General features: G+C 64.8%; 21 protein-coding genes. 3 read left to right on the top strand and 18 right to left on the bottom strand.

The annotated features are described in order from the left end of the window. Positions 1-13: 13 nt before the first annotated feature. The 4 genes from urtA to BMG03_RS14915 form a co-directional block, all read right to left on the bottom strand. Complete coding sequence (gene urtA / locus BMG03_RS14900; protein ID WP_075776937.1) at positions 14-1,318, bottom strand: urea ABC transporter substrate-binding protein; 1,305 nt, start codon at positions 1,316-1,318, stop codon at positions 14-16. A gap of 267 nt (positions 1,319-1,585) precedes the next feature. Continuing rightward, positions 1,586-2,212 (bottom strand): urease accessory protein UreG, encoded by a 627-nt coding sequence (gene ureG, locus BMG03_RS14905; protein ID WP_075776938.1) that lies wholly within the window; start codon positions 2,210-2,212, stop codon positions 1,586-1,588. A gap of 9 nt (positions 2,213-2,221) precedes the next feature. After that, on the bottom strand, positions 2,222-2,860 hold the full coding sequence (locus tag BMG03_RS14910; RefSeq protein ID WP_075776939.1) for an urease accessory protein UreF: 639 nt from the start codon (positions 2,858-2,860) through the stop codon (positions 2,222-2,224). Beyond that, entirely contained in the window at positions 2,853-3,383 is a 531-nt protein-coding gene (locus BMG03_RS14915) for an urease accessory protein UreE (protein WP_075776940.1), read from the bottom strand. The genes BMG03_RS14910 and BMG03_RS14915 overlap by 8 nt, the downstream gene beginning before the upstream one ends. 67 nt (positions 3,384-3,450) lie before the next feature. Here BMG03_RS14915 and BMG03_RS14920 point away from each other — a divergent pair, with 67 nt between their 5' ends. Beyond that, positions 3,451-3,801: a hypothetical protein gene (locus BMG03_RS14920; protein WP_075776941.1), complete on the top strand. Its 351-nt coding sequence runs from the start codon at positions 3,451-3,453 to the stop codon at positions 3,799-3,801. A gap of 8 nt (positions 3,802-3,809) precedes the next feature. Here the strand turns inward: BMG03_RS14920 and ureC are convergent, their stop codons facing one another. From ureC to BMG03_RS14955, 7 genes are all read right to left on the bottom strand, one after another. After that, positions 3,810-5,516, bottom strand: coding sequence for an urease subunit alpha (gene ureC, locus BMG03_RS14925; protein ID WP_075776942.1), 1,707 nt, complete (start codon positions 5,514-5,516; stop codon positions 3,810-3,812). Continuing rightward, on the bottom strand, positions 5,516-5,821 hold the full coding sequence (locus BMG03_RS14930) for an urease subunit beta (RefSeq protein ID WP_075776943.1): 306 nt from the start codon (positions 5,819-5,821) through the stop codon (positions 5,516-5,518). The genes ureC and BMG03_RS14930 overlap by 1 nt, the downstream gene beginning before the upstream one ends. Before the next feature lie 4 nt (positions 5,822-5,825). Then, positions 5,826-6,005 carry a hypothetical protein gene (locus BMG03_RS14935; protein ID WP_075776944.1) on the bottom strand — a complete coding sequence of 60 codons (180 nt, stop codon included), beginning with the start codon at positions 6,003-6,005 and terminating at the stop codon, positions 5,826-5,828. 59 nt (positions 6,006-6,064) lie between these two features. Next, entirely contained in the window at positions 6,065-6,367 is a 303-nt protein-coding gene (locus BMG03_RS14940; protein ID WP_075776945.1) for an urease subunit gamma, read from the bottom strand. Positions 6,368-6,376: 9 nt separating this feature from the next. Next, positions 6,377-7,201 (bottom strand): urease accessory protein UreD, encoded by an 825-nt coding sequence (locus BMG03_RS14945; protein WP_075776946.1) that lies wholly within the window; start codon positions 7,199-7,201, stop codon positions 6,377-6,379. A gap of 138 nt (positions 7,202-7,339) precedes the next feature. Further along, a complete protein-coding gene (locus tag BMG03_RS14950) occupies positions 7,340-7,801 on the bottom strand; it encodes an Lrp/AsnC family transcriptional regulator (protein WP_075776947.1) in 462 nt (153 codons plus the stop codon). Then, the gene (locus BMG03_RS14955) at positions 7,798-8,256 is read right to left on the bottom strand and encodes an Lrp/AsnC family transcriptional regulator (RefSeq protein ID WP_075776948.1); all 459 of its coding nucleotides are present in this window, start codon (positions 8,254-8,256) and stop codon (positions 7,798-7,800) included. The genes BMG03_RS14950 and BMG03_RS14955 overlap by 4 nt, the downstream gene beginning before the upstream one ends. 29 nt (positions 8,257-8,285) lie before the next feature. On the opposite strand from BMG03_RS14955, the gene ilvC reads away from it, so the two are divergent. Then, complete coding sequence (gene ilvC, locus BMG03_RS14960) at positions 8,286-9,404, top strand: ketol-acid reductoisomerase (RefSeq protein WP_279627821.1); 1,119 nt, start codon at positions 8,286-8,288, stop codon at positions 9,402-9,404. Positions 9,405-9,467: 63 nt separating this feature from the next. On the opposite strand, the gene BMG03_RS14965 is transcribed toward ilvC, so the two are convergent. Next, positions 9,468-10,073: a hypothetical protein gene (locus BMG03_RS14965; protein ID WP_075776949.1), complete on the bottom strand. Its 606-nt coding sequence runs from the start codon at positions 10,071-10,073 to the stop codon at positions 9,468-9,470. 159 nt (positions 10,074-10,232) lie between these two features. On the opposite strand from BMG03_RS14965, the gene BMG03_RS14970 reads away from it, so the two are divergent. Then, positions 10,233-10,625, top strand: a complete 393-nt coding sequence (locus BMG03_RS14970) for a hypothetical protein (RefSeq protein WP_075776950.1) — start codon at positions 10,233-10,235, stop codon at positions 10,623-10,625. A gap of 81 nt (positions 10,626-10,706) precedes the next feature. Here BMG03_RS14970 and glmM read toward each other — a convergent pair whose 3' ends face one another. The 6 genes from glmM to glyS form a co-directional block, all read right to left on the bottom strand. Beyond that, positions 10,707-12,050, bottom strand: a complete 1,344-nt coding sequence (gene glmM, locus BMG03_RS14975) for a phosphoglucosamine mutase (RefSeq protein WP_075776951.1) — start codon at positions 12,048-12,050, stop codon at positions 10,707-10,709. Further along, positions 12,047-13,066, bottom strand: coding sequence for a dihydropteroate synthase (gene folP, locus BMG03_RS14980; protein WP_075776952.1), 1,020 nt, complete (start codon positions 13,064-13,066; stop codon positions 12,047-12,049). Before folP ends, glmM begins: the two co-directional genes overlap by 4 nt. Before the next feature lie 40 nt (positions 13,067-13,106). After that, positions 13,107-14,027, bottom strand: coding sequence for a dihydroneopterin aldolase (locus tag BMG03_RS14985; RefSeq protein ID WP_075776953.1), 921 nt, complete (start codon positions 14,025-14,027; stop codon positions 13,107-13,109). A 123-nt stretch (positions 14,028-14,150) separates the two neighbouring features. After that, a complete protein-coding gene (locus BMG03_RS14990) occupies positions 14,151-14,831 on the bottom strand; it encodes a cell wall hydrolase (RefSeq protein ID WP_075776954.1) in 681 nt (226 codons plus the stop codon). 256 nt (positions 14,832-15,087) lie between these two features. Then, the gene (locus BMG03_RS14995) at positions 15,088-17,628 is read right to left on the bottom strand and encodes a putative PEP-binding protein (protein WP_075776955.1); all 2,541 of its coding nucleotides are present in this window, start codon (positions 17,626-17,628) and stop codon (positions 15,088-15,090) included. 165 nt (positions 17,629-17,793) lie between these two features. Next, complete coding sequence (glyS, locus tag BMG03_RS15000; protein ID WP_075776956.1) at positions 17,794-19,887, bottom strand: glycine--tRNA ligase subunit beta; 2,094 nt, start codon at positions 19,885-19,887, stop codon at positions 17,794-17,796. Position 19,888 lies beyond the last annotated feature (1 nt).

The following is a 19,888-nucleotide window of genomic DNA, read 5'->3' on the forward strand; positions in this document are numbered from 1 at the left end:
GGCCAAGACACGGTCAGTAGTTCGATTTCTTCTGAACGCAGGTTTCGGTCTCGGTGTTGTACATGCCGCAATCGAGCCCCGGCCAATCAGACTTGAGCACCGCCGATTCCGGCAGGAAGTCGGTCCACGCGTCGCCCGGCACCGGATCGGTCTGGCTGATGATGTCGAACTGACCGTCTTCCTGAATTTCGCCGATCAGTACCGGCTTGGTCAGGTGGTGGTTCGGCAGCATCTTCGCGGTGGAACCGGTGAGGTTCGGGAACTCCTGTCCCGGCATCGCAGCGATGACCTTGTCGACGTCAGTGGAGCCGGCCTGCTCGACCGCCTGCACCCACATGTTGAAGCCGATATAGGTGGCTTCCATCGGGTCGTTGGTCACGCGGCTGTCGTCGCCGGTGAATTCGTGCCACTGCTTGATGAAGGCCGCGTTCTCGGGCGTATCGGCGCTCTCGAAGTAGTTCCAGGCGGCCAGCTGACCGACAAGGTTCTTGAGATCGGCGTCGCCGAGACCGGACAGCTCCTCTTCGCCGACCGAGAAGGCCACGACGGGGATATCCTCGGCGGTGATGCCGGAGGCTGCGAGTTCCTTGTAGAAGCCGATATTCGCGTCGCCGTTGATCGTCGAGATCACGCCGACCTTCTTGCCGTCCGCGCCGAGCGCCTTCACGTCGGAGACGATCTTCGACCAGTCCGACTGACCGAAGGGGGTGTAGTTCACGAAGATATCTTCCTTCGCGATGCCCTTGTCCTGCAGGTAGGCTTCGAGAATGTTGTTCGTGGTGCGCGGATAGACATAGTCCGTGCCCAGCAGCGCGAATTTCTCGACGCCAAGCTCTTCGAGGAAGTAATCGACCGCCGGGATCGCCTGCTGGTTCGGGGCAGCGCCGGTATAGAACACGTTGCGCGAGCTTTCCTCACCCTCGTATTGCACCGGGTAGAACAGCAGGCCGTTGAGTTCCTCAAGGACCGGCAGCACCGATTTCCGCGACACGGACGTCCAGCAGCCGAAGATCACGTCGACCTTGTCCACGGTGATCAGCTCGCGCGCTTTTTCCGCGAACAGTGGCCAGTCCGAGGCCGGGTCGACCACGACCGCCTCGAGCATCTTGCCGTTGATGCCGCCTTTCTTGTTCTGCTCCTCGACCAGCATCAGGACCGTGTCCTTGAGCGTGGTTTCCGAGATCGCCATCGTGCCCGATAGCGAGTGCAGGACGCCCACCTTGATCTTGTCGTCTTCCTGCGCGAAGGCGAGGCCCCCGCTCATCGAGATGGCCCCGGCCAGCGCCGCGGACATCATCAGTTTACGCCGATTGATCATTTCATTTCCCTCGTTCACGTCAGCCCCGCGCGGCCCTTCAAGGGCTCATTCTGCGGGTGCCGAACCTCCACTATTGCCACCGGTCTCGGGACATCCCATCGACCCCGCGCCACACATCAAGGCGCCTCCGACATCCAAACCCTCACGCTGCAGCGCGGCAAAAAATTCCGGCACCGCGCAGCAAAAAACCCGCCGGTTGGGCGGGTCTGCCGAAGTTTTCGCACAAATTCTGACTTTTCGCCCAATAGATGGGCGAATGTTTCGCGGTCAGGCTGGAATCGGCTTCAACGCCAATCCGCCCTCACGCTCGAGAAACGCGACGACCTCGTCGATGCCCGCGCCTTGGCGCAGCCGCGCCATGACATAAGGCTTCGACCCGCGCGCGCTTTGCGTATCCGCCTCGAGCTGCGCCAGATCGACGCCCACATGCGGCGCGAGGTCCACCTTGTTCACCACCAGAAGATCGGACTTGGTCAGCCCCGGTCCGCGTTTGCGCGGGATATCCTGCCCCGCCGCCGTGTCGATCACGTAGATCGTCAGATCGGCCAGTTCCGGCGAGAAGGTCGCGGCCAGATTGTCGCCGCCGCTCTCGATCAGCACCAGTTCCAGATCGGGGAGCTTCGCGGTCAGATCGGCGATGGCCGCGAGGTTGATCGACGCATCCTCGCGGATCGCCGTATGCGGGCAGCCGCCCGTCTCGACGCCGCGAATACGCTCGCCCGGCAGCACCTGCGCGCGCATCAGTGCCTCCGCATCCTCGCGCGTATAAATATCGTTCGTCACCACCGCCATCGACACGCGCGCGGCCAAGGCCCGCGCCAGTTGCTCGGTCAGCGTGGTCTTGCCCACGCCCACCGGTCCGCCAATTCCCACGCGCAAAGGTCCGTTGCCCATATCTTCCCCTCAAGTCTTGAAGAGACGCACATCGAGCGTCTCGTGTTTCATGGCCGAAACCTCGGCGCGAAAGGCGCTGAAGCTCAGGTCAGTCAGTTCCGCCTGCGCCGCGCGTGCCGCGATCTCGGCAATTTTTCCGTGCAGGTCGCTCAAGACCGTCTGCCCGGCGATTTGTCCCAAAGGGACAAGTCTGACTGCTGCGGAGACCAGGTTCGACGCGAAAGAATGTTGGAAAAGTGAAATCACCTGCTCCGCGGGAAGGTCCAGATCGCGCGCCGCCTCGGCCACGGCGACCGGCAGCACTCGCGGCGGCAGTTTGACGCCCCGCAACCCCGCCTGCGCCAGCGTGAAGGCGGCGCCCTGCTCCGCCGTCTCGCGCAGCCGCTCGGCCGAGCCCGCCATCGCACGTCCCAGCGCATCCAGCTCGTCGAGATCGCCGCCGCGCAACCCGCAGGCCAGCAGCACCGCATCCGACCAGCCCGCGCCATGCTCCAGCACATCGCCCAGCCAAATCGCGAACGCCGCCGCATCCCCGATCTCGCACGCGGCCACTGCCTGCTCAAGCCCGTGAGAATAGGCGAACGCCCCGGTCGGAAAGGCCGGGGAGAGCCATTGCATCAGCGACAGGGGCGCGGTCGGATCAGGCATGGTCGTGATGATGGTCGTGGCCGTGCGAATGGTCGTGGTCATGCGAATGGGAATGCCCATGGCCATGCGAATGCCCGTGTTCATGCCCCATCGTGCGCCCCATCCCATAGGCGCCCCCCTCGGGCTGGAAGGTCTCGACCGCGGACGCGACCTCGGCCCCCAACTGCTTCAACATCGCCTCCAGCACGTGATCGGCGCGGATCACCAGCCGGTCCGCCTCGATCTGGCACGGCGTGTGACGGTTGCCGATATGCCAGGCCAGCCGCGTCAGATCGCCCGTCACGACCAGCACCGGCTCCAGCGCCGGGCGCACCTCGATGAACCGCCCGTCTTCGAGCACGAAGGCCTCGCCGCCCGTGAGGTTCGTCACCTCCGGCAGGTCCACCAGGAACCCCGCGCCCGAGCCTGCGACCAGCCGCTTGCGGCGCAGGAAACGCCCCTCGTAATCCAGCGCCACATGGTCCACCGCCGCCTGCCACGCACCCTTGGGCGCCACTTTTTCAGCCTTGGGATAATCGCTCATTGTCTTGCACCCTTTAACGATTTCTCAAACCTCCCGCCGCAGCATGCTCGCAGCGAAGGAGATTTCGATGTTCCATCATTGCTTCGACCCACGCGCCCCCGCGGACGAGCTGGCCCAGATCCGCGCCCAGATCGCGCGATTGCGACGCCGCGAGGCCGAACTGCGGGAAGCTTACCTCACCCGGTCCGACATGCCGTGCCTCGGCCGCTGGACGAAGGTCGAGATCGTCACCAGCCGCCGCAAAGTGTTCGAACCGCGCCTCCTGCCCCCCGAAATCCGCAACGATACGGCCTTTCAGCGCGAGAAGGTCACCCGCAGGTTGCAAACGTCGCCGCACGAACCGGCGAGTTGCCTGCTCCCGGAACTCGTCGCGGAAGCGCCTGCCGACGCCGGGCTGCGCCTCGTATCCAGCCGCTGACCCCATCCTCAGAACAGGAAATACCGCTGCGCCAGCGGCAGAACCTCCGCCGGTTCGCAGGTCAGCAATTCGCCATCCGCACGCACTTCGTAAGTCTCGGGATGGACGTCGATCTCGGGCGTCGCAGCGTTGTGGATCATCTGCGCCTTGCCGATGCCGCGCGTGCCCTCGACGGCCAGCGTCTGTTTCTGGAGCCCAAGGCTCGCAGCCAGCCCGTTGGCTTGCGCCGCCTGACTGATGAAAGTGACCGAGCTTGCGTACCGCGCCCCGCCAAGCGCCCCGAACATGTTGCGCGTGTAGAAAGGTTGCGCCGGGATCGAGCCGTTCGGGTCGCCCATCTGCGCCGAGGCGATCGAGCCGCCAATCAGCACCATGTCGGGCTTCGCGCCGAAGAAGGCCGGGTTCCACAGCACCAGATCGGCGCGCTTGCCGACCTCGACCGAGCCGATATGCTGGCTCATACCGTGGGTAATCGCCGGGTTGATCGTGTATTTCGCGATGAACCGCTTCACCCGCACGTTGTCATTGTCGCCCTGCTCTTCCGGCAGACGCCCGCGCTGTTTGCGCATCTTGTCCGCCGTCTGCCAGCAACGAATGATCACCTCGCCGACGCGCCCCATCGCCTGACTGTCCGAGCTGATGATCGACATCGCGCCCATGTCATGAAGGATGTCTTCGGCCGCGATCGTCTCTTTCCGGATACGGCTTTCCGCGAAGGCCACATCCTCGGGCACCTTGTTATCAAGGTGGTGGCACACCATCAGCATATCGAGATGCTCTTCGATCGTGTTGCCCGTATAGGGCCGCGTCGGGTTCGTCGACGACGGGATCACGTTCGGCGCGCTCACCACCTTCAGGATGTCCGGCGCATGACCGCCCCCTGCCCCTTCGGTGTGGAAGGCGTGGATCGTCCGGCCCTTGATCGCGGCCAGCGTATTCTCGACGAAGCCGCTCTCGTTGAGCGTGTCGGTGTGGATCATCACCTGCACGTCCATGTCGTCGGCCACCGACAGGCAGCAGTCAATCGCGCCCGGCGTCGTGCCCCAATCCTCGTGCAGCTTCAGCGCAGCAGCACCGCCCTCGACCATCTCGACCAGCGCCTCGGGGCGCGAGGCATTACCTTTGCCTGACAGCGCGAGGTTGACCGGCAGCGCATCGAAGGCCTGCAACATCCGCGCGATATGCCACGGCCCCGGCGTGCAGGTCGTGGCCAGAGTGCCATGCGCAGGCCCCGTGCCACCGCCCAGCATCGTCGTGATGCCGGAGGCCAGCGCATCCTCGATCTGCTGCGGGCAGATGAAGTGAATATGAGCGTCGAACCCGCCCGCGGTCAGGATTTTCCCTTCCCCGGCAATGACTTCCGTGCCCGGCCCGATGATGATGTCGACATTCGGCTGGGTATCCGGATTCCCAGCCTTGCCGATCGCCGCGATCTGCCCATCCTTCAGGCCGACATCCGCTTTGTAGATCCCCGAATGATCCACGATCAGCGCATTGGTGATCACCGTATCGACCGCGCCGCCCGCGCGGGAGACCTGGCTCTGCCCCATGCCGTCGCGGATCACCTTGCCGCCGCCGAACTTGACCTCCTCGCCATAGGTGGTCAGGTCGCGCTCGACCTCGATGATCAGATCGGTGTCGGCGAGCCGCACCCGGTCGCCGGTGGTGGGGCCGAACATATCGGCATAGGTGCTACGCGAGATCGAAGCCGGCATCAGAGCGCCCCCATAACTTTCTGATTGAATCCATAGACTTCGCGCGACCCGCGATAGGGCACCAGCCGCACTTCGCGGCTCTGGCCCGGCTCGAACCGCACCGCCGTTCCGGCCGCGATGTCCAGCCGGTAACCGCGTGCGGCGTCCCGGTCGAACTCCAACCCCGGATTGGTTTCCGCGAAATGGTAATGCGAGCCGACCTGCACCGGGCGGTCGCCGGTATTGGCGACCATCAGCGTGATCGCCTCGCAGCCCTCATTCAGCGTGATCTCGCCCAAAGCGGGCAGGATTTCTCCGGGGATCATCGGCTCACTCCTTGTTGCGGCGCAGCGCGCGCGCCAATTCCGGTCCGACATAGGCGACCACTGCGAGCGCAAGCAGCCCGATCAGCGGACCGTCGTGGAAAAACCATGTGCTTCCGGCGCCGTGGCCGGGATGGGCCAGTGCGGCGGTGGGGGCGAGGACGGCGAGTGCAGCTACAAATTTCATCGGACGGCCTTTCATTAGCAAAACTTATTTCGGATCGGTCTGTATAAGCTGAACTTATCTCAGCGGATCGGATGATGGACGGTGACGAGCTTCGTCCCGTCCGGGAAGGTCGCTTCGACCTGAATGGAATGGATCATCTCGGGGATGCCCTCCATGCATTGATCGGCCGAGATCACCCCTGCCCCCGCCTCCATCAGATCGGCGACGGAGCGGCCCTCGCGGGCCCCCTCGACGACGAAATCCGAAATGATTGCAATGGCTTCCGGGTGATTGAGCTTCACGCCGCGTTCCAGCCGGTTGCGCGCGACCATCGCGGCAACGCTGATCAGCAGCTTGTCCTTTTCCCTCGGTGTCAGGTTCATCGTATTTCCTTAGATCTGCCACACGCGCGGCGCCGCTTGGTCGCGTCGCAACGCATTGAAAAGTCGTATAATTTGTCGCCGCATCGGCCAGCCGTCCTGCGCGAGCAGACGAATGACGCATTTGCCGTCGAAGCCCGAAGCCGCTCCCTCGACGCCCGGCTCATCGAGCACCGCGCGCAGGGGCTCCACCGCGTCTTCCGCGCCTTGCCGGCACAGAACGAGCGTCGCAAAAGCACGGGCCTCTCCCAGAACGGTGCTTCGGGGCCCCTTTGCCAAAATGTCGGAATTCAACAAGAAAGGCTCGAAAAACACTGGCTTTCCGGCGCGTTCGATCCGGCGCATGTCGAAAAACTGTAAGTCCCGCACCTGCTCGCCCATCGCGGCCCGGCCCAGCACCACTGCCTCGAGCATCAGGCAGGACGCATTGGAGGCCAGCGAGATCGTCGTGTCGCGGGCCAGCTTCGCGCGGTCGAAGAGGATCGTCTCCTGCGGCAGCCAATCCAGATGGCAGCCGGAGCCGACACTGTGCCGCACCTCAACCTGCGCAGGCCCATCGTCGGCGCGATAGGCACGCTCGGCGGCTTGTGTCGTCGCGACGAGCATTGCGCCCGCGTCCAGTTCGGTTTGGTAGGACAGCGTATCGCCAGAGGTCAAACCACCGGAAGTATTCAGGAAAACCACCTCCGGCGAACCGGGAACGCGCGGCAGAATGGCCTTGGCAGACCCGCTTTGGTGCAATCCGGTCAGCCGCGCGCCGGAAAAGCCGGCCCGCGCCGCGCCGCGCGAACGCTGCATCCGGACGGCAGGTTTGGTCTGAAGCTTCGCGTCGAACATCGGTCCCTCCGCTTCGATCCAAGACCGCGGCAACGGGGCGGTCCATGCCCTGCACGCGCAGATCTTGCTTTGATCGAAGCGGAACGACGGCCGTGCTTATTTGGCGCGCAGTTCGCCCGTTTTTTCAGCAAACATGAATCAGCCCAACGGGCCGGGGCGGCGTTCCTCGCTGAGGAGCACATTCGCCTCCACCTGACCGACCCCGGGCAAGGTCATGATACGACGCCGCAGGACCCGCTCAAAGTCAGGCAGATCACGGGCGGTGACGCGTAGCCGGTAATCAAAAAGCCCGAGGACGTGTTGCACGAGCTGCACCTCTGGGATCGCGGTGACCGCGCGCTCGAAATCCTCGAGGCTGACGCGGCCCTTCGCCGCGAGTTTCACGCCCAGAAACACCGTCACCCCGAAGCCAAGCGCCTCGGGATCGACGATCACGCGTCGGCCGGCGATGACTCCCGCCTCCTGCATGCGACGGATTCGCCGCCATGTCGCGGGCTGCGAGAGGCCAAGCTTGCGGCCCAGAGCGCCCGCACTTTGCGTGGAATCGCGACTCAGCGCGCGCAGCAACTGGCGGTCCAGATCGTCGAGATCGAGGCTCATATCGGCAGCTCCGCGCTGGACTTGATCGTCGCGATGAGCATCAGCGCGTCGAGTTCGGAGATATGCGGCAGGGTCAGGATGCGATTGCGGTAAATCTCCTGATAATGCGCCATGTCGCGGGCGATCACCTGCAGGCGCATATCGGTGGAACCGAGGAAGCTCTGGATTTCAATGACTTCGGGAACCTCGCGCGCGGCGGCGATGAATTCGTCGAAGGCGCGCGGATTGGTTTTGTCCAAGGTGAAGCGCAGAGACACCTCGACCGCCCAGCCGAGAGCGTGCCAGTCGATCAGCGCCTCTTCGCCACGGATCACGCCCCCTTCGCGAAGCTTCTCGATCCGACGCCAACAGGTCGCGGGCGTCACGCCGGCGCGTTCGGCCAGTTCGGCAGAAGGAAGCCCCGGCTCCGCCATCATCTGACGCAATATCCGGCGGTCCGTATCGTCAATCTGCATGAATTTTCCGATATTGTCTAATAGTGCGAATGAATTTTACTCGCCTTAGCGAATATTCTCAACTTCTGAACGCATATTCGCGAAGAACCTCCTATTCTCACACTCAGACAAAAAGGAGGAACGCCATGCGCGTCTATTATGATCGCGATTGCGATGTGAACCTGATCAAGGACAAGAAAGTCGCCATTCTCGGCTACGGCTCGCAGGGCCACGCACACGCGCTGAACCTGCGCGACTCGGGCGCGAAGAACGTGGCCGTTGCGCTGCGTGACGGCTCGCCCTCGAAAGCGAAAGCCGAAGCCGAAGGCCTGCAGGTTATGGGCATCGCCGAAGCGGCTGCCTGGTGCGATGTGATCATGTTCACCATGCCCGACGAACTTCAGGCCGAGACCTACAAGAAGTATGTCCATGACAACCTGAAAGAAGGCTCGGCGATCGCGTTCGCCCACGGCCTGAACGTTCATTTCGGCCTGATCGAGCCGAAGCCCGGCATCGACGTGATCATGATGGCGCCGAAAGGCCCGGGTCACACCGTGCGCGGCGAATACACCAAGGGCGGCGGCGTGCCCTGCCTCTTCGCGGTCGAAAACGACGCGACCGGCAAGGCGCAGGACATCGCGCTGAGCTACTGCTCGGCCATCGGTGGCGGCCGCTCGGGCATCATCGAGACCAACTTCCGTCAGGAATGCGAAACCGACCTGTTCGGCGAGCAAGCGGTTCTCTGCGGCGGCCTCGTCGAGCTGATCCGCATGGGCTTCGAGACCCTCGTGGAAGCCGGATACGAGCCGGAAATGGCCTATTTCGAGTGCCTCCACGAAGTGAAGCTGATCGTCGACCTGATCTATGAAGGCGGCATCGCGAACATGAACTACTCGATCTCGAACACCGCCGAATACGGCGAGTATGTCTCGGGTCCGCGCATCCTCCCCTACGAGGAAACCAAGAAGCGCATGAAGGACGTCCTGACCGACATCCAGACCGGCAAGTTCGTGCGTGACTTCATGCAGGAAAACGCGGTCGGCCAGCCCTTCTTCAAGGCGACCCGTCGCATCAACGACGAGCACGAGATCGAGCAAGTCGGCGAGAAGCTTCGCGCCATGATGCCCTGGATCTCCAAGGGCAAGATGGTCGACAAGTCGCGCAACTGATCTGCACGGCTTCCACGAAGTCGAACCCCCGGCCTAAGTGCCGGGGGTTCTTTTTTGGTCGGGTTACACCCAGTAGCTCGCGCCATTGGCCATGTTCATCGTCACGCCCCAGGCGAGGTAGAAGAGCCACGCGCCGGTCAGGAGCTGGAACACGCCGCCGGTTTTCTCCGCCGCCTCGCTATTGGTCCAGCGGGCGCCCAGCTCGGCGAGATAGATCAGCATCAGGCCGATGAAGAGAATCGCGGCCGGGATGTCGCCATTGCCCCAGAACGAGATGGTGCCCATCGCGCTCAGCCCGAACAGCGGAATCGCCATCCACGCCTCCGGCCCGGGATCGGAATGGGTGTAGCGTCGCAGGCCGATGACGAACCAGTGGATGCCGTAGAGCGAGAACGCGACGGCCGCCATGTAAAGCGGGGCCGCGTTGGAGAAGACCGGGAACCAGGTCAGGCCGATCATCAGATAGATGCCGGTCAGAAGCTGCCCGAAGCCACCGAGGAAGATGCCCCAGAGGCCCAGGGTTCGTTCCTGCGCCAGCGGGTCACCCGACCAGCTCGGCCCGTTGGCGACGGCCGCGCCGCCCTGAACGAAATAGTTGATCGAGAGGGACAGGAAGCCGACTGCGAGCGGCCAGAAATCGGATGTGGGAAATAAGGACGATTGGTCCATGACGCGCCTCCATAAATTTCGTCCCTCCACTGCCCCAAGGCGGCGGAAAGCCTTGAAGTTCAGTCACGTTTTGGTCACTTCAGGCGCGACCGCGGCAGCGCGCCGCCTTGCGGGGCCACGGCGTTCTTGTCACAGTTCCGCGAATTGAAAGGGAAGCAGATGGCCGGACCCGACCACGACGAACTCGAAGCGATCTTCGAGGAGCGCGCAAAATTCTTCACCCCGAAATGGTTCGGCGATCTCTTCGCCGGACGGCTCGCGCCGGGAGATACGTTCTGGGCTGGCAATTACGGACCCGCGCTGGTGGTGGTGCCGCTGATCGTGATCCTGGCATTGTTCACCGCACTGATCTCGCCGGGCCATCTTGGCGGGTTCTTCGGAAGCTTCGCCGTGGCCGCCGGGATCTACCGGATCGCGGTGCTGGTCGGGCTCATCCGTTCGGTCTGGCGCGCGGAGGCGGGTCCGACATTCTGGCGGTGGGCAGGCGTGCTCTGGACCATGTTCGAAGCGGTTGCCCTGATCTGGCTGGGGCTGGACCTCTTCGGCCCGTAGGCAAATAGGGGCACGACGCCCCCTAATTCGTTCTTCCAATATATCCCCGCGCGGCAGTCGCAGGCCGGGGGTAGCACCCCCTTAGGCGGTTTCGGCCTCGACGGCGGCGACGATGCTGTCGACCGTCGCTTCCAGAAGCGTTTCGTCCTCGCATTCCGCCATCACGCGGATCAGCGGTTCGGTCCCCGACTTCCGGATCAGCAACCGGCCCTGACCGTTCAGGCGGGTCTCCGCATCCAATATCGCTTTTGCAACATTATCGGCGCGCAAAGGCTCCTGCCCCGCCTGATACCTTACGTTTTTCAACATTTGCGGCACGGTCTCGAATTGCCGCACAAGGTCGGAGGCGCGCTGACCTGTCTCGACCATCGCGGCGAGGAATTGCAGCCCTGCCATCAGCCCGTCGCCTGTCGTGGCGTAGTCGGTCATCACGATATGGCCCGACTGCTCGCCGCCCAGGTTGAAGCCGCCCTCACGCATCCGCTCGACCACGTAGCGGTCGCCGACCTTGGTGCGCTCGAGCCGCAGCCCCTCGGCCTCTAGGAAGCGCTCCAGCCCGAGATTGGACATGACGGTCGCCACCAGCGCGCCGCCCGAAAGCTGCCCCGACTGCGCCCAGCGTTTCGCGAAGAGCGCCATGATCTGATCGCCATCCGCGACATGGCCGGTTTCGTCGATGATCATTACCCGGTCGGCATCGCCGTCGAGCGAGATCCCGAGATCGGCGCCATGCGCCACCACGGCCTCGGCGCAGGTGCTGACATGGGTCGAGCCGCATCCGTCATTGATGTTGCGCCCGTCGGGCGAGACGCCCACGGGGATCACCTCGCAACCCAATTCCCAAAGCACGTCCGGCGCCGCACGATAGGCCGCCCCGTTGGCGCAATCGACGACCACTTTGAGGTCGGGTTTGCGCAGTTTCGGGAAGGTGGTCTTGGCATATTCGACATAGCGCCCAAGACCATCGTCGATCCGCTTGGCGCGACCGATATTCTGGGGGCGCGCGAGCCGGATCTCGGTGTCGAGCATCGCCTCGATCTCGGTCTCGGCCTCGTCGCTGAGCTTGAACCCGTCGGGGCCGAAGAACTTGATCCCGTTATCCTTGGCCGGGTTGTGGCTGGCGGAGATCATGATCCCCATATCCGCGCGCATCGAGCGGGTCAGGTAGCCCACGGCGGGCGTCGGCACCGGGCCGAGCAGCAGCACGTTCATCCCCGTCGAGGTCAGGCCCGCGGTCAGTGCGTTCTCGAACATGTAGCCCGAGAGCCGCGTGTCCTTGCCGATCACGACGCGGTGGCCGCGTGAGTCGTCCTGCCGGAAATAGCGGCCCGCCGCAGCGCCCAGTTTCAGCGCCATCTCTGCGGTCATGTGTCCGGAATTGGCCTCGCCGCGCACACCATCGGTACCGAAAAGCTTCCTGCTCATTCCTCGAATCCTCTCTTGATCGCGTCCCAGAGACGGATGCCTTGGGCGATCTCGGCCACATCGTGGACGCGGTGAATCTGGATGCCTTGATCGAGCCCGGCGAGTGTCACCGCCAGCGTACCGGGGGCGCGCTGATCGGCCTCTTCCGCGCCGCCCACGGCCCCGATGAAGCGTTTGCGCGATACGCCGAGCAGGACAGGGCAGCCCAGCCCGTGAAACAGGCTGAGTCCACGGATCAGGGCAAGGTTGTGCTGCGCGGTCTTGCCGAAGCCGATGCCGGGATCGGCGATGATCGCCTCGCGTGCGATGCCGTAATCCTCGGCCAGCGCGATGCGGTCCTCGAGATAGTCGTAGACGTCGAGCAGCACATCCGTGTAGCGCGGATCGTCCTGCATCGTCTCGGGCAGGCCCTGCGCGTGCATCAGGCAGATCGGCGCGCCGGAGGCCTGCGCGACCTCGACCATCGCCGGATCGAATTCCATCGCGGAGACGTCGTTAAGCATCGCGGCCCCGGCCTCCAGCGCCTGATCGGCAACCAACGATTTGCGGGTGTCGATGGATATCGGCGCGTCGAAATCTGCATCGCGCAGCGCGGCGATCACGGGTGCGGTGCGGGCGATCTCTTCGTCCTCCTCCACCTCGGTCGCGCCGGGACGTGTCGACTCGCCGCCGATATCGAGAATGTCCGCGCCCGACTTGCGCAAGTCGAAGGCGCGTTCGATCGCGGCGTCCTCGACGTCGAAGCGCCCGCCATCGGAGAAGCTGTCAGGCGTGACGTTCAGGATGCCCATGATCCGCGGCGCATCGAGCGTGATCCCGGCGACCGAGGTGCGCGGATTGCACAGCCGCTCCCTCACCTCTTCGGGCAGATGGGCCGCGGGAATAATCTCGGGCTCGCCGTCGCGGCGCAGAAGCTCCACCTCGTCGAACCAGCACCACCCCCCCGCGAGGGTCAGTGCCGTGTCGGGACGGGCGGAGTCGGTTCGGGCGATCGGGCGATAGTAGAGCTTCTCCATGCGCTCCATTCACCCGATTGCGCGCGAGAGTTCAAGACGTTCAGAGCGGGCGCGTCTCCACCGGCACGCGGCTTCCTGCCGGGGCTGAAACAGTCCCGTGAAGTTCCAGCCGGGTCGCGGCCATCTGCTCGGCCAGCCAGAGCGCCAGCGCCATCGCGTCGCGGGCGGGGCTTTTCGGACCGTCGGTTGCGTCCAGCACGATCTTGGAGGGCGCCCAGACGACCATCTGGCCGTGGCGCATCGCCCAGTCGATCTCGGTGCGCGTCGCCACCACGACGCAGCGCGGATCGCGCGCAGCAAGACGCCAGGCGTTCTGCTCGATCGCGAGAAGGTCGATGCGGCGCTGCGTTGGTCCCTGCCCGCTTTCGGGAACCTCTCCGTCAGGGAGCCCCACCGCGAGGATGACCGGGTGGCCCGCCTCCTGCAGCACGTCGAGCCGCGCCGACAGGTCCGGCGAGTCGATGGCCGCGTTCGAGAGATAGGCGACGATCGGGTGCAGGCTTTCCTCCACCCCGCTCGCGTCGATGCTTTTCACCGGGACAGACGCGCGGGAGCGCACGATCTCGACGCCGAGCGCGCCGGGGCCGCGGTCGAGCTTCTCGATCCGCACGAAGACGCGCATCGCCTGCGGGCTGGCGAGGATGCGCTCTGCCACGCCGGCGGCGAGCGTCTCCAGCAGGTTCACCCGCTCTTCGGCCAGCTCCGCCGCGATCGCCTCGGTGATACGGTCGTAGGACAGGATGCGGTCCACATCGTCCTCGAGCGGCTCCGGCGTCGGCCGCACCTCCACCACGACATTGAATTGCAGACGTTGCGTATGGCCGCGCTCCTGCTGGAAGGCGCCGATATCGGCCTCCACCACATGGTCGCGCAGCGAGATGCGATCCCGGGGATCGGTGGGCGCAGATGCGGCCGCCCGCGCTTCGGGATGCGAGAAGGCGAGGGAAATGTCGGAACTCATGCGCGCCTCGGGAATTTTTCAGTCATGTCGAGCAAGTCGAGCATAGGAAAAGGGCGGACCGAAGCCCACCCTCAACCGTCGTTTCATCGCCTGCCCGCGACTCGGGCCTCCGAAGACGCGGCCTCAGTTCGAGGCGGTGCGCACCGGGTTGGCGTAGAAGATGTGATGGCCGATCGACGCGGTCTTCGCAAAGCGGCGCGACCAGCTCGGGCGTACCGCGCGGGTATGGAAGTACGTCGCCCCTTCGGTCAGCGAGCGCGGCGCGCCGTCGATCATCGCCCGGGCGACTTTCGCGACCTCGGCGAAGGCCCCCTTGTTGTGGACCGTATCGGCGCGACCGTCGCAGTACCAGCTGAACTGGCACGCGCGCGAGTTGCCCTGATGGACGACGCCGCAAATCGAGCCGGGGAAGCGCGGATCGTCGACACGGTTCAGGATGACCTCGGCGACGGCCTGCTGGCCCTTCACGCTTTCTCCACGCGCCTCGAAGTAAAGCGCCTGCGAGAGACATTCGAATTGTTTGTCGCCCTTCGCAGCGGGTTGCTCGGACAGCCATTTGGCAGAAAGGACATCCGGCAGAGTAGCATGCTTCTTGGACCGGGCCGGCGCCATCGTGAGCGCGGTGACCCGTCGTTTGTCGATCGCGCTCATCGCGGAGCGCTCCGTCCACAGGACCGACATCAGTCCTTGTTCGGCGACCTCAGTGGGGTCGTTCGACTGGCTTACCGTGACTTCGGCACGCAAGCCTCCGGCGAGGGCGAGGAGGATGACAGCACCCCCCGTCCAGCTTTTCAGCAGTGACATGGTTTTCTTCCGATAAGAACAATCGCCGCGCACCCCCCATTGAGCCGCGACGGCGCATCGCTTACCCGAGCGAGCTACCCATGTCTAGGTTTTCACGCAAATATGCGCAGCCCCCTGCGGAGCCACGGCGGATTCTTGCCAAAATGCACGGTGATTTGCGTGCTATGTCCCTCGTCAGTCGCATACCGCGATGAGCGCCGATTTGCCAATGGTATTTGAGAAAAACCGCCGAAATTCCGCCTCTGTGACATTACCTTTACGGAAAGGATCGTCCGCGCGGCGCCAAGAGCGCGAAATGGGCAGCGGCGAGACGGGCGACCGGCACCCGGAAGGGCGAACAGGAGACATAATCGAATCCCGCGGCCCGGCAGAAGGCGATTGATTCGGGGTTTCCGCCATGCTCTCCGCAGACCGAGATCGTGACATCGGGCCGGGCCGAGCGTCCGCGCGCGGCCCCGATCAGCAGCAACTCCCCCACCCCTTCGACGTCGAGAATGTGGAACGGGTCTTCCGCGTAGACCTGCTGGTTGACGTAGGTCGACATGAAGCGCCCCGCGTCGTCGCGTGAGAGGCCGTAGGTCATCTGTGTGAGGTCATTGGTCCCGAAGGACAGGAATGCCGCGTGCTCGGCGATTTCGCCAGCGCGGAGCGCCGCCCGGGGCGTCTCCACCATCACGCCGAGGCGGTAGGTGAAGTCTGCCTTGGTCTCGGTGCGCACGGCGGCCGCCACGGCGTCGATGCGAGTCTTCACGATCTCCACCTCGCGCGAGGCGGAAACGAGCGGAATCATGATCTCCGGCACCACCTCGGCGCCCCGGCGGAGCGCCTCCACGGTCGCCTCGAAGATGGCGCGAGCCTGCATGTCGTAAATCTCGGGCACGGTCACGCCCAGACGCACGCCGCGCATCCCCAGCATCGGGTTGAACTCGGACAATGCCTCCACCCGGCGCGTGACCTCCGACAGCGGGCGATCCAACGCCTCGGCCAGTTCGCGCATTCCCTCGCGGTCATGCGGCAGGAATTCGTGCAGAGGCGGGTCGAAGAGGCGGATACAGACCGGCTCGCCCTTCATCAACTCGAACAGCGCCCCGAAATCGGCCCGCTGCATCGGTAGCAGCCGTTCGAGAGCGGCGCGGCGATCCTCCGGCCCGTCGGCGAAGATCATCTCGCGCATCACCGTCAGGCGGTCTTCGTCGAAGAACATATGCTCGGTCCGGCACAGCCCGATCCCGTCGGCCTCGAACATCAGCGCGGTGCGCGCATCCTCGGGCGTGTCGGCATTGGCGCGGATACCGATGTCGCGCACCAGATCGGCCCAACTGAGAAGTGTGCGGAACCCGTCGTCGAGCGCCGGCGCCAGCATCTCCGCCGCACCCACCAGCACCTCGCCATTGGTTCCGTCGAGCGTGATCGTGTCGCCCTCGCGGAACAACCGTCCCTTGGGGCCGCGGAACTGGCGCTCGCGGCTGTTGATCTCGATCTCTGCGCCGACGATGCAGGGCAGGCCGAGGCCGCGCGCGATCACCGCCGCGTGCGAGGTCATCCCGCCGCGCTCGGTCAGCACGGCGACGGCCGCATGCATCCCGCGAATATCCTCGGGTGAGGTTTCGCGGCGCACGAGGATACAGGGCTCGTCGCGCGCAGCAGAGGCCTGCGCAGCCGCCGCAGAGAACACGATCTTGCCGGTCGCCGCCCCCGGAGAGGCCGCGATCCCGCGCGCGAGCACGTCACGCGGCGCGCGCGGATCGACCTGATAGTGCAGAAGCTCGGTGATGGCGCGCGGCTCGACGCGCAGCAGCGCATCCTCGCGCGAGATCACGTCGTCATTGGCCAAGGCCACCGCGATGCGAACAGCGGCGCGCGACGAGCGCGGCACCCGGACCGCGTCGATCACATGGACCTTGCCGCTCTCGATGGTGAACTCGATCTGCATCTCCTCGCGCAGCTTCACCCGGCAGCGCGCGCCGTAATCCTTCAGCGTGTCGAACACGCCGCTATCTGCCTCTTCCAGCGAGGCGCCGCGCGGGTCGCGCGTGAGATAGAGCGTCTCCACCGCGCTGGTGCGGCCCTGGCTCTGGCCGCGGAACCGCCCGGTGATCTGCGGCGCGCCGGTCACGCTGTCGACGAATTGCATCGTGCCCGAGCCCGACAGGCCCGGCCCGATCCCCAGCGCCATCTCTTGCACCAGAAGGCCCAGCACGGCGTCGGGCGGCGCGCCCTTGGCCTGCCGCAGGAGCCGCGCCGTCGTGCCTTCCCAGGCCCGCGCCATGGAGCGCAGCACCTCGGCCAGTTGCCGCGCGCCCGATTGCGGAAACCGCTCGTCGGTTTCTTCCTCATAGGCGTCCAGCGCCGCTTCCAATGCGCCCGACCCCGGCTCCTGCTGGAACATGTCCGGGTCGAGCCGCGCGACATGGATCGAGTAGAGCTGCACGAAGCGAAGATAGAGCGCGTCGGCGGCCTCGGAGCCGTGCGTATTCGACAGCACCGCATGCATGTCGTCATTCATGCCGACATTGAGCACCGTGCCCGGCCCGCCCCATTCGGGATTTTCGGGGCTCGGTCGGACCGAGACCAGCATCTCCGGCCCGAAGCACTCCGCGATCGCGGTCATGTCGAAAACCTGCCCCGACGCGATCGCGCGCACCGTCTCGGCGGGCAGCGCGACGGTTTTCGGGACGGGAAGATCGAGCCGGATCAGCCGCTGAAGGCATTTCGCGCGCCAGCCGTGGCGTGCCTTATCGACCGACGCCGACGGCGCAAGGGTCACAAAATCAGCGTTTTCAACGGGTTTCTGCATCGCAGCGCGCCTTCTCTCTCGACGCAGGATAGGCTGATTCCCGCCTCTCGCAAGTGTGACATTCGGACAGAGGACGCGGCGTCACAGGACCACCCTGTTTCGGCCTTGCGACAGGAGGCGCCGTGCGGGCGCCTCCGGCGGGGATATTTACATCAAGAGGAAGGATCAGCCTTCGATCTTGGTGAGGTCGGCCACATCGAGACAGATCTGCCGGATGCGCGAAAGCAGGTTGAGACGGTTGCGCCGCAGGATCGGATTGTCGGCGTTGATCTGCACCGCCTCGAAGAAGGCGTCGATCGGCGCGCGCAAATCGGCCATGGCGGACATCGCAGCGGCGAAATCCTCTGCCTGCATTGCGGGGGCGATCTTGGCTTCGGCGGCGTCGAGCGCGGCGAAGAGGGCTTTTTCCTCGTCGGTTTCCGCGAATTTCGGATCGGCGCCGAAGCTGTATTCCACCCCGTCCTTTTCCTCGGCCTGCGTGAGGATGTTGTTCGCGCGCTTGAAGCCCTGGATCAGGTTCTCGCCGTCGTCGGTCTTGAAAAAGTCCGACAGCGCCTCGGCGCGCTTCACGACGAGGGTAAGATCGTCAGAGCCCGGCATGGCGAGCACGGCGTCGATCACGTCGTGGCGGATGCCCGCATCGCGCAGGTGGACCTTGAGACGATCGTGGATAAACGAGAGCAATTCGTTCGTGTCGGCGAACCGTCCATCGCGCTCGCCAATCTGGTCAGCAGCAATAGAGAATGGCGACGGGGAAGTATTGAGCTTAATGCGAAGCCCGTTGCTCAGCACCAACCGGATCACCCCCAGCGCGGCGCGACGCAGCGCGAAGGGATCCTTCGAGCCGGTCGGCTTCTCGTCGATCGCCCAGAAGCCGGTCAGCGTGTCGATCTTGTCGGCGAGCGCCACGGCGACCGAGACGGGCTCGGAGGGCACGTCGTCGGACGGGCCAAGCGGCGCGTAATGGTTGCGACAGGCATCGGCAACGGCGTCCGACAGCCCCGCCTTTTGAGCGTAGTAGCGGCCCATCACGCCCTGCAGCTCCGGGAATTCGTAGACCATTTCCGAGCGCAGATCGGATTTGGCGACGCGGGCGGCCTCGGCGGCGAGGTCGGGCTTCGCGCCGACCAAGGGCGCGATTTCGCGCGCGAGGTTTTCGATCCGGCGGGTACGGTCGCCTTGGCTCCCGAGCTTGTTGTGGAAGGTCACGGCGTCGAGCCCCGCGCCCATCCCTTCGAGCCCGTGCGCCTGAACGGTGCGCAGGTCGTTTTCCCAGAAGAACTTGGCGTCCGACAGACGCGCCGAGAGCACCTTCTGGTTGCCCGCGAGGATCGTCGCGCCGTGATCGGCGGTCTCGCGGTTGGCGACGGTCACGAAGCCCTCGATCCGACCGGTCTTGGGGTTCTTCACCGAGAAGAATTTCTGATGCTCTTTCATCGAGGTCTGCAGCACCTCGGGCGGCAGGTCGAGGAATTCGCCGTCGATCTCGCCCATCAGGGTGACAGGCCATTCGACGAGGCCCGAGACCTCGGCCAGAAGGCCCTTGTCCGGCACCACTTCCCAGCCCTTGGCGAAGGCCATTTGCGCGGCGTCGTGGTCGATCGCCTCGGCACGCTCATTGGGGTCGAGCATGACCTTGGCGGCTTTCAATTGCTTGGCGTAGCTCTCGTAGCCCGAGACCTGAAGCACATCGGGCGCCATGAAGCGGTGACCGCGCGTCGTGTCGCCGGCCTTGATGCCGTCCACGTCAAGCGGCACGACGGTCGCGCCGGCCTCGTCGGTCAGGATCGCGAGGATCGAATGCAACGGGCGGACCCAGCGCAGGTTGCCCTCGCCCCAGCGCATCGATTTCGGCCAGGGGAAGTTGCGGATCGTCTTCTCCAGCACCTCGGCCACGATCTCGGTCGCGGGACGGCCGGGCTTTTCGATCACCGCGAAATAGACCTGCCCCTTCTTGTCGTCGCGCGCCTCGAGCTGATCCATCGTCAGCCCGGTCGAGCGCAGGAAGCCCTCGATCGCCTTCTCCGGCGCGTCGGTGCGCGGGCCCTTGCGCTCTTCGCGCAGGGTCGGCGAGTTGGCAGTCAGCCCCTCGACGGTCAGCGTCAGGCGGCGCGGGGTCGAGAAAGCGCCGGCGGAGGCATAGGTCAGACCCGCCTCGACGACGCCATCGGTGATCAGTTTCTTCAGATCCTCGCGGGCCTTGGGCTGCATCCGCGCAGGGATTTCTTCGGAGAACAGTTCAATCAGAAGATCGGGCATG

Origin of the sequence: Thioclava nitratireducens, assembly GCF_001940525.2 — a bacterium.
GTDB classification, from domain to species: domain Bacteria; phylum Pseudomonadota; class Alphaproteobacteria; order Rhodobacterales; family Rhodobacteraceae; genus Thioclava; species Thioclava nitratireducens.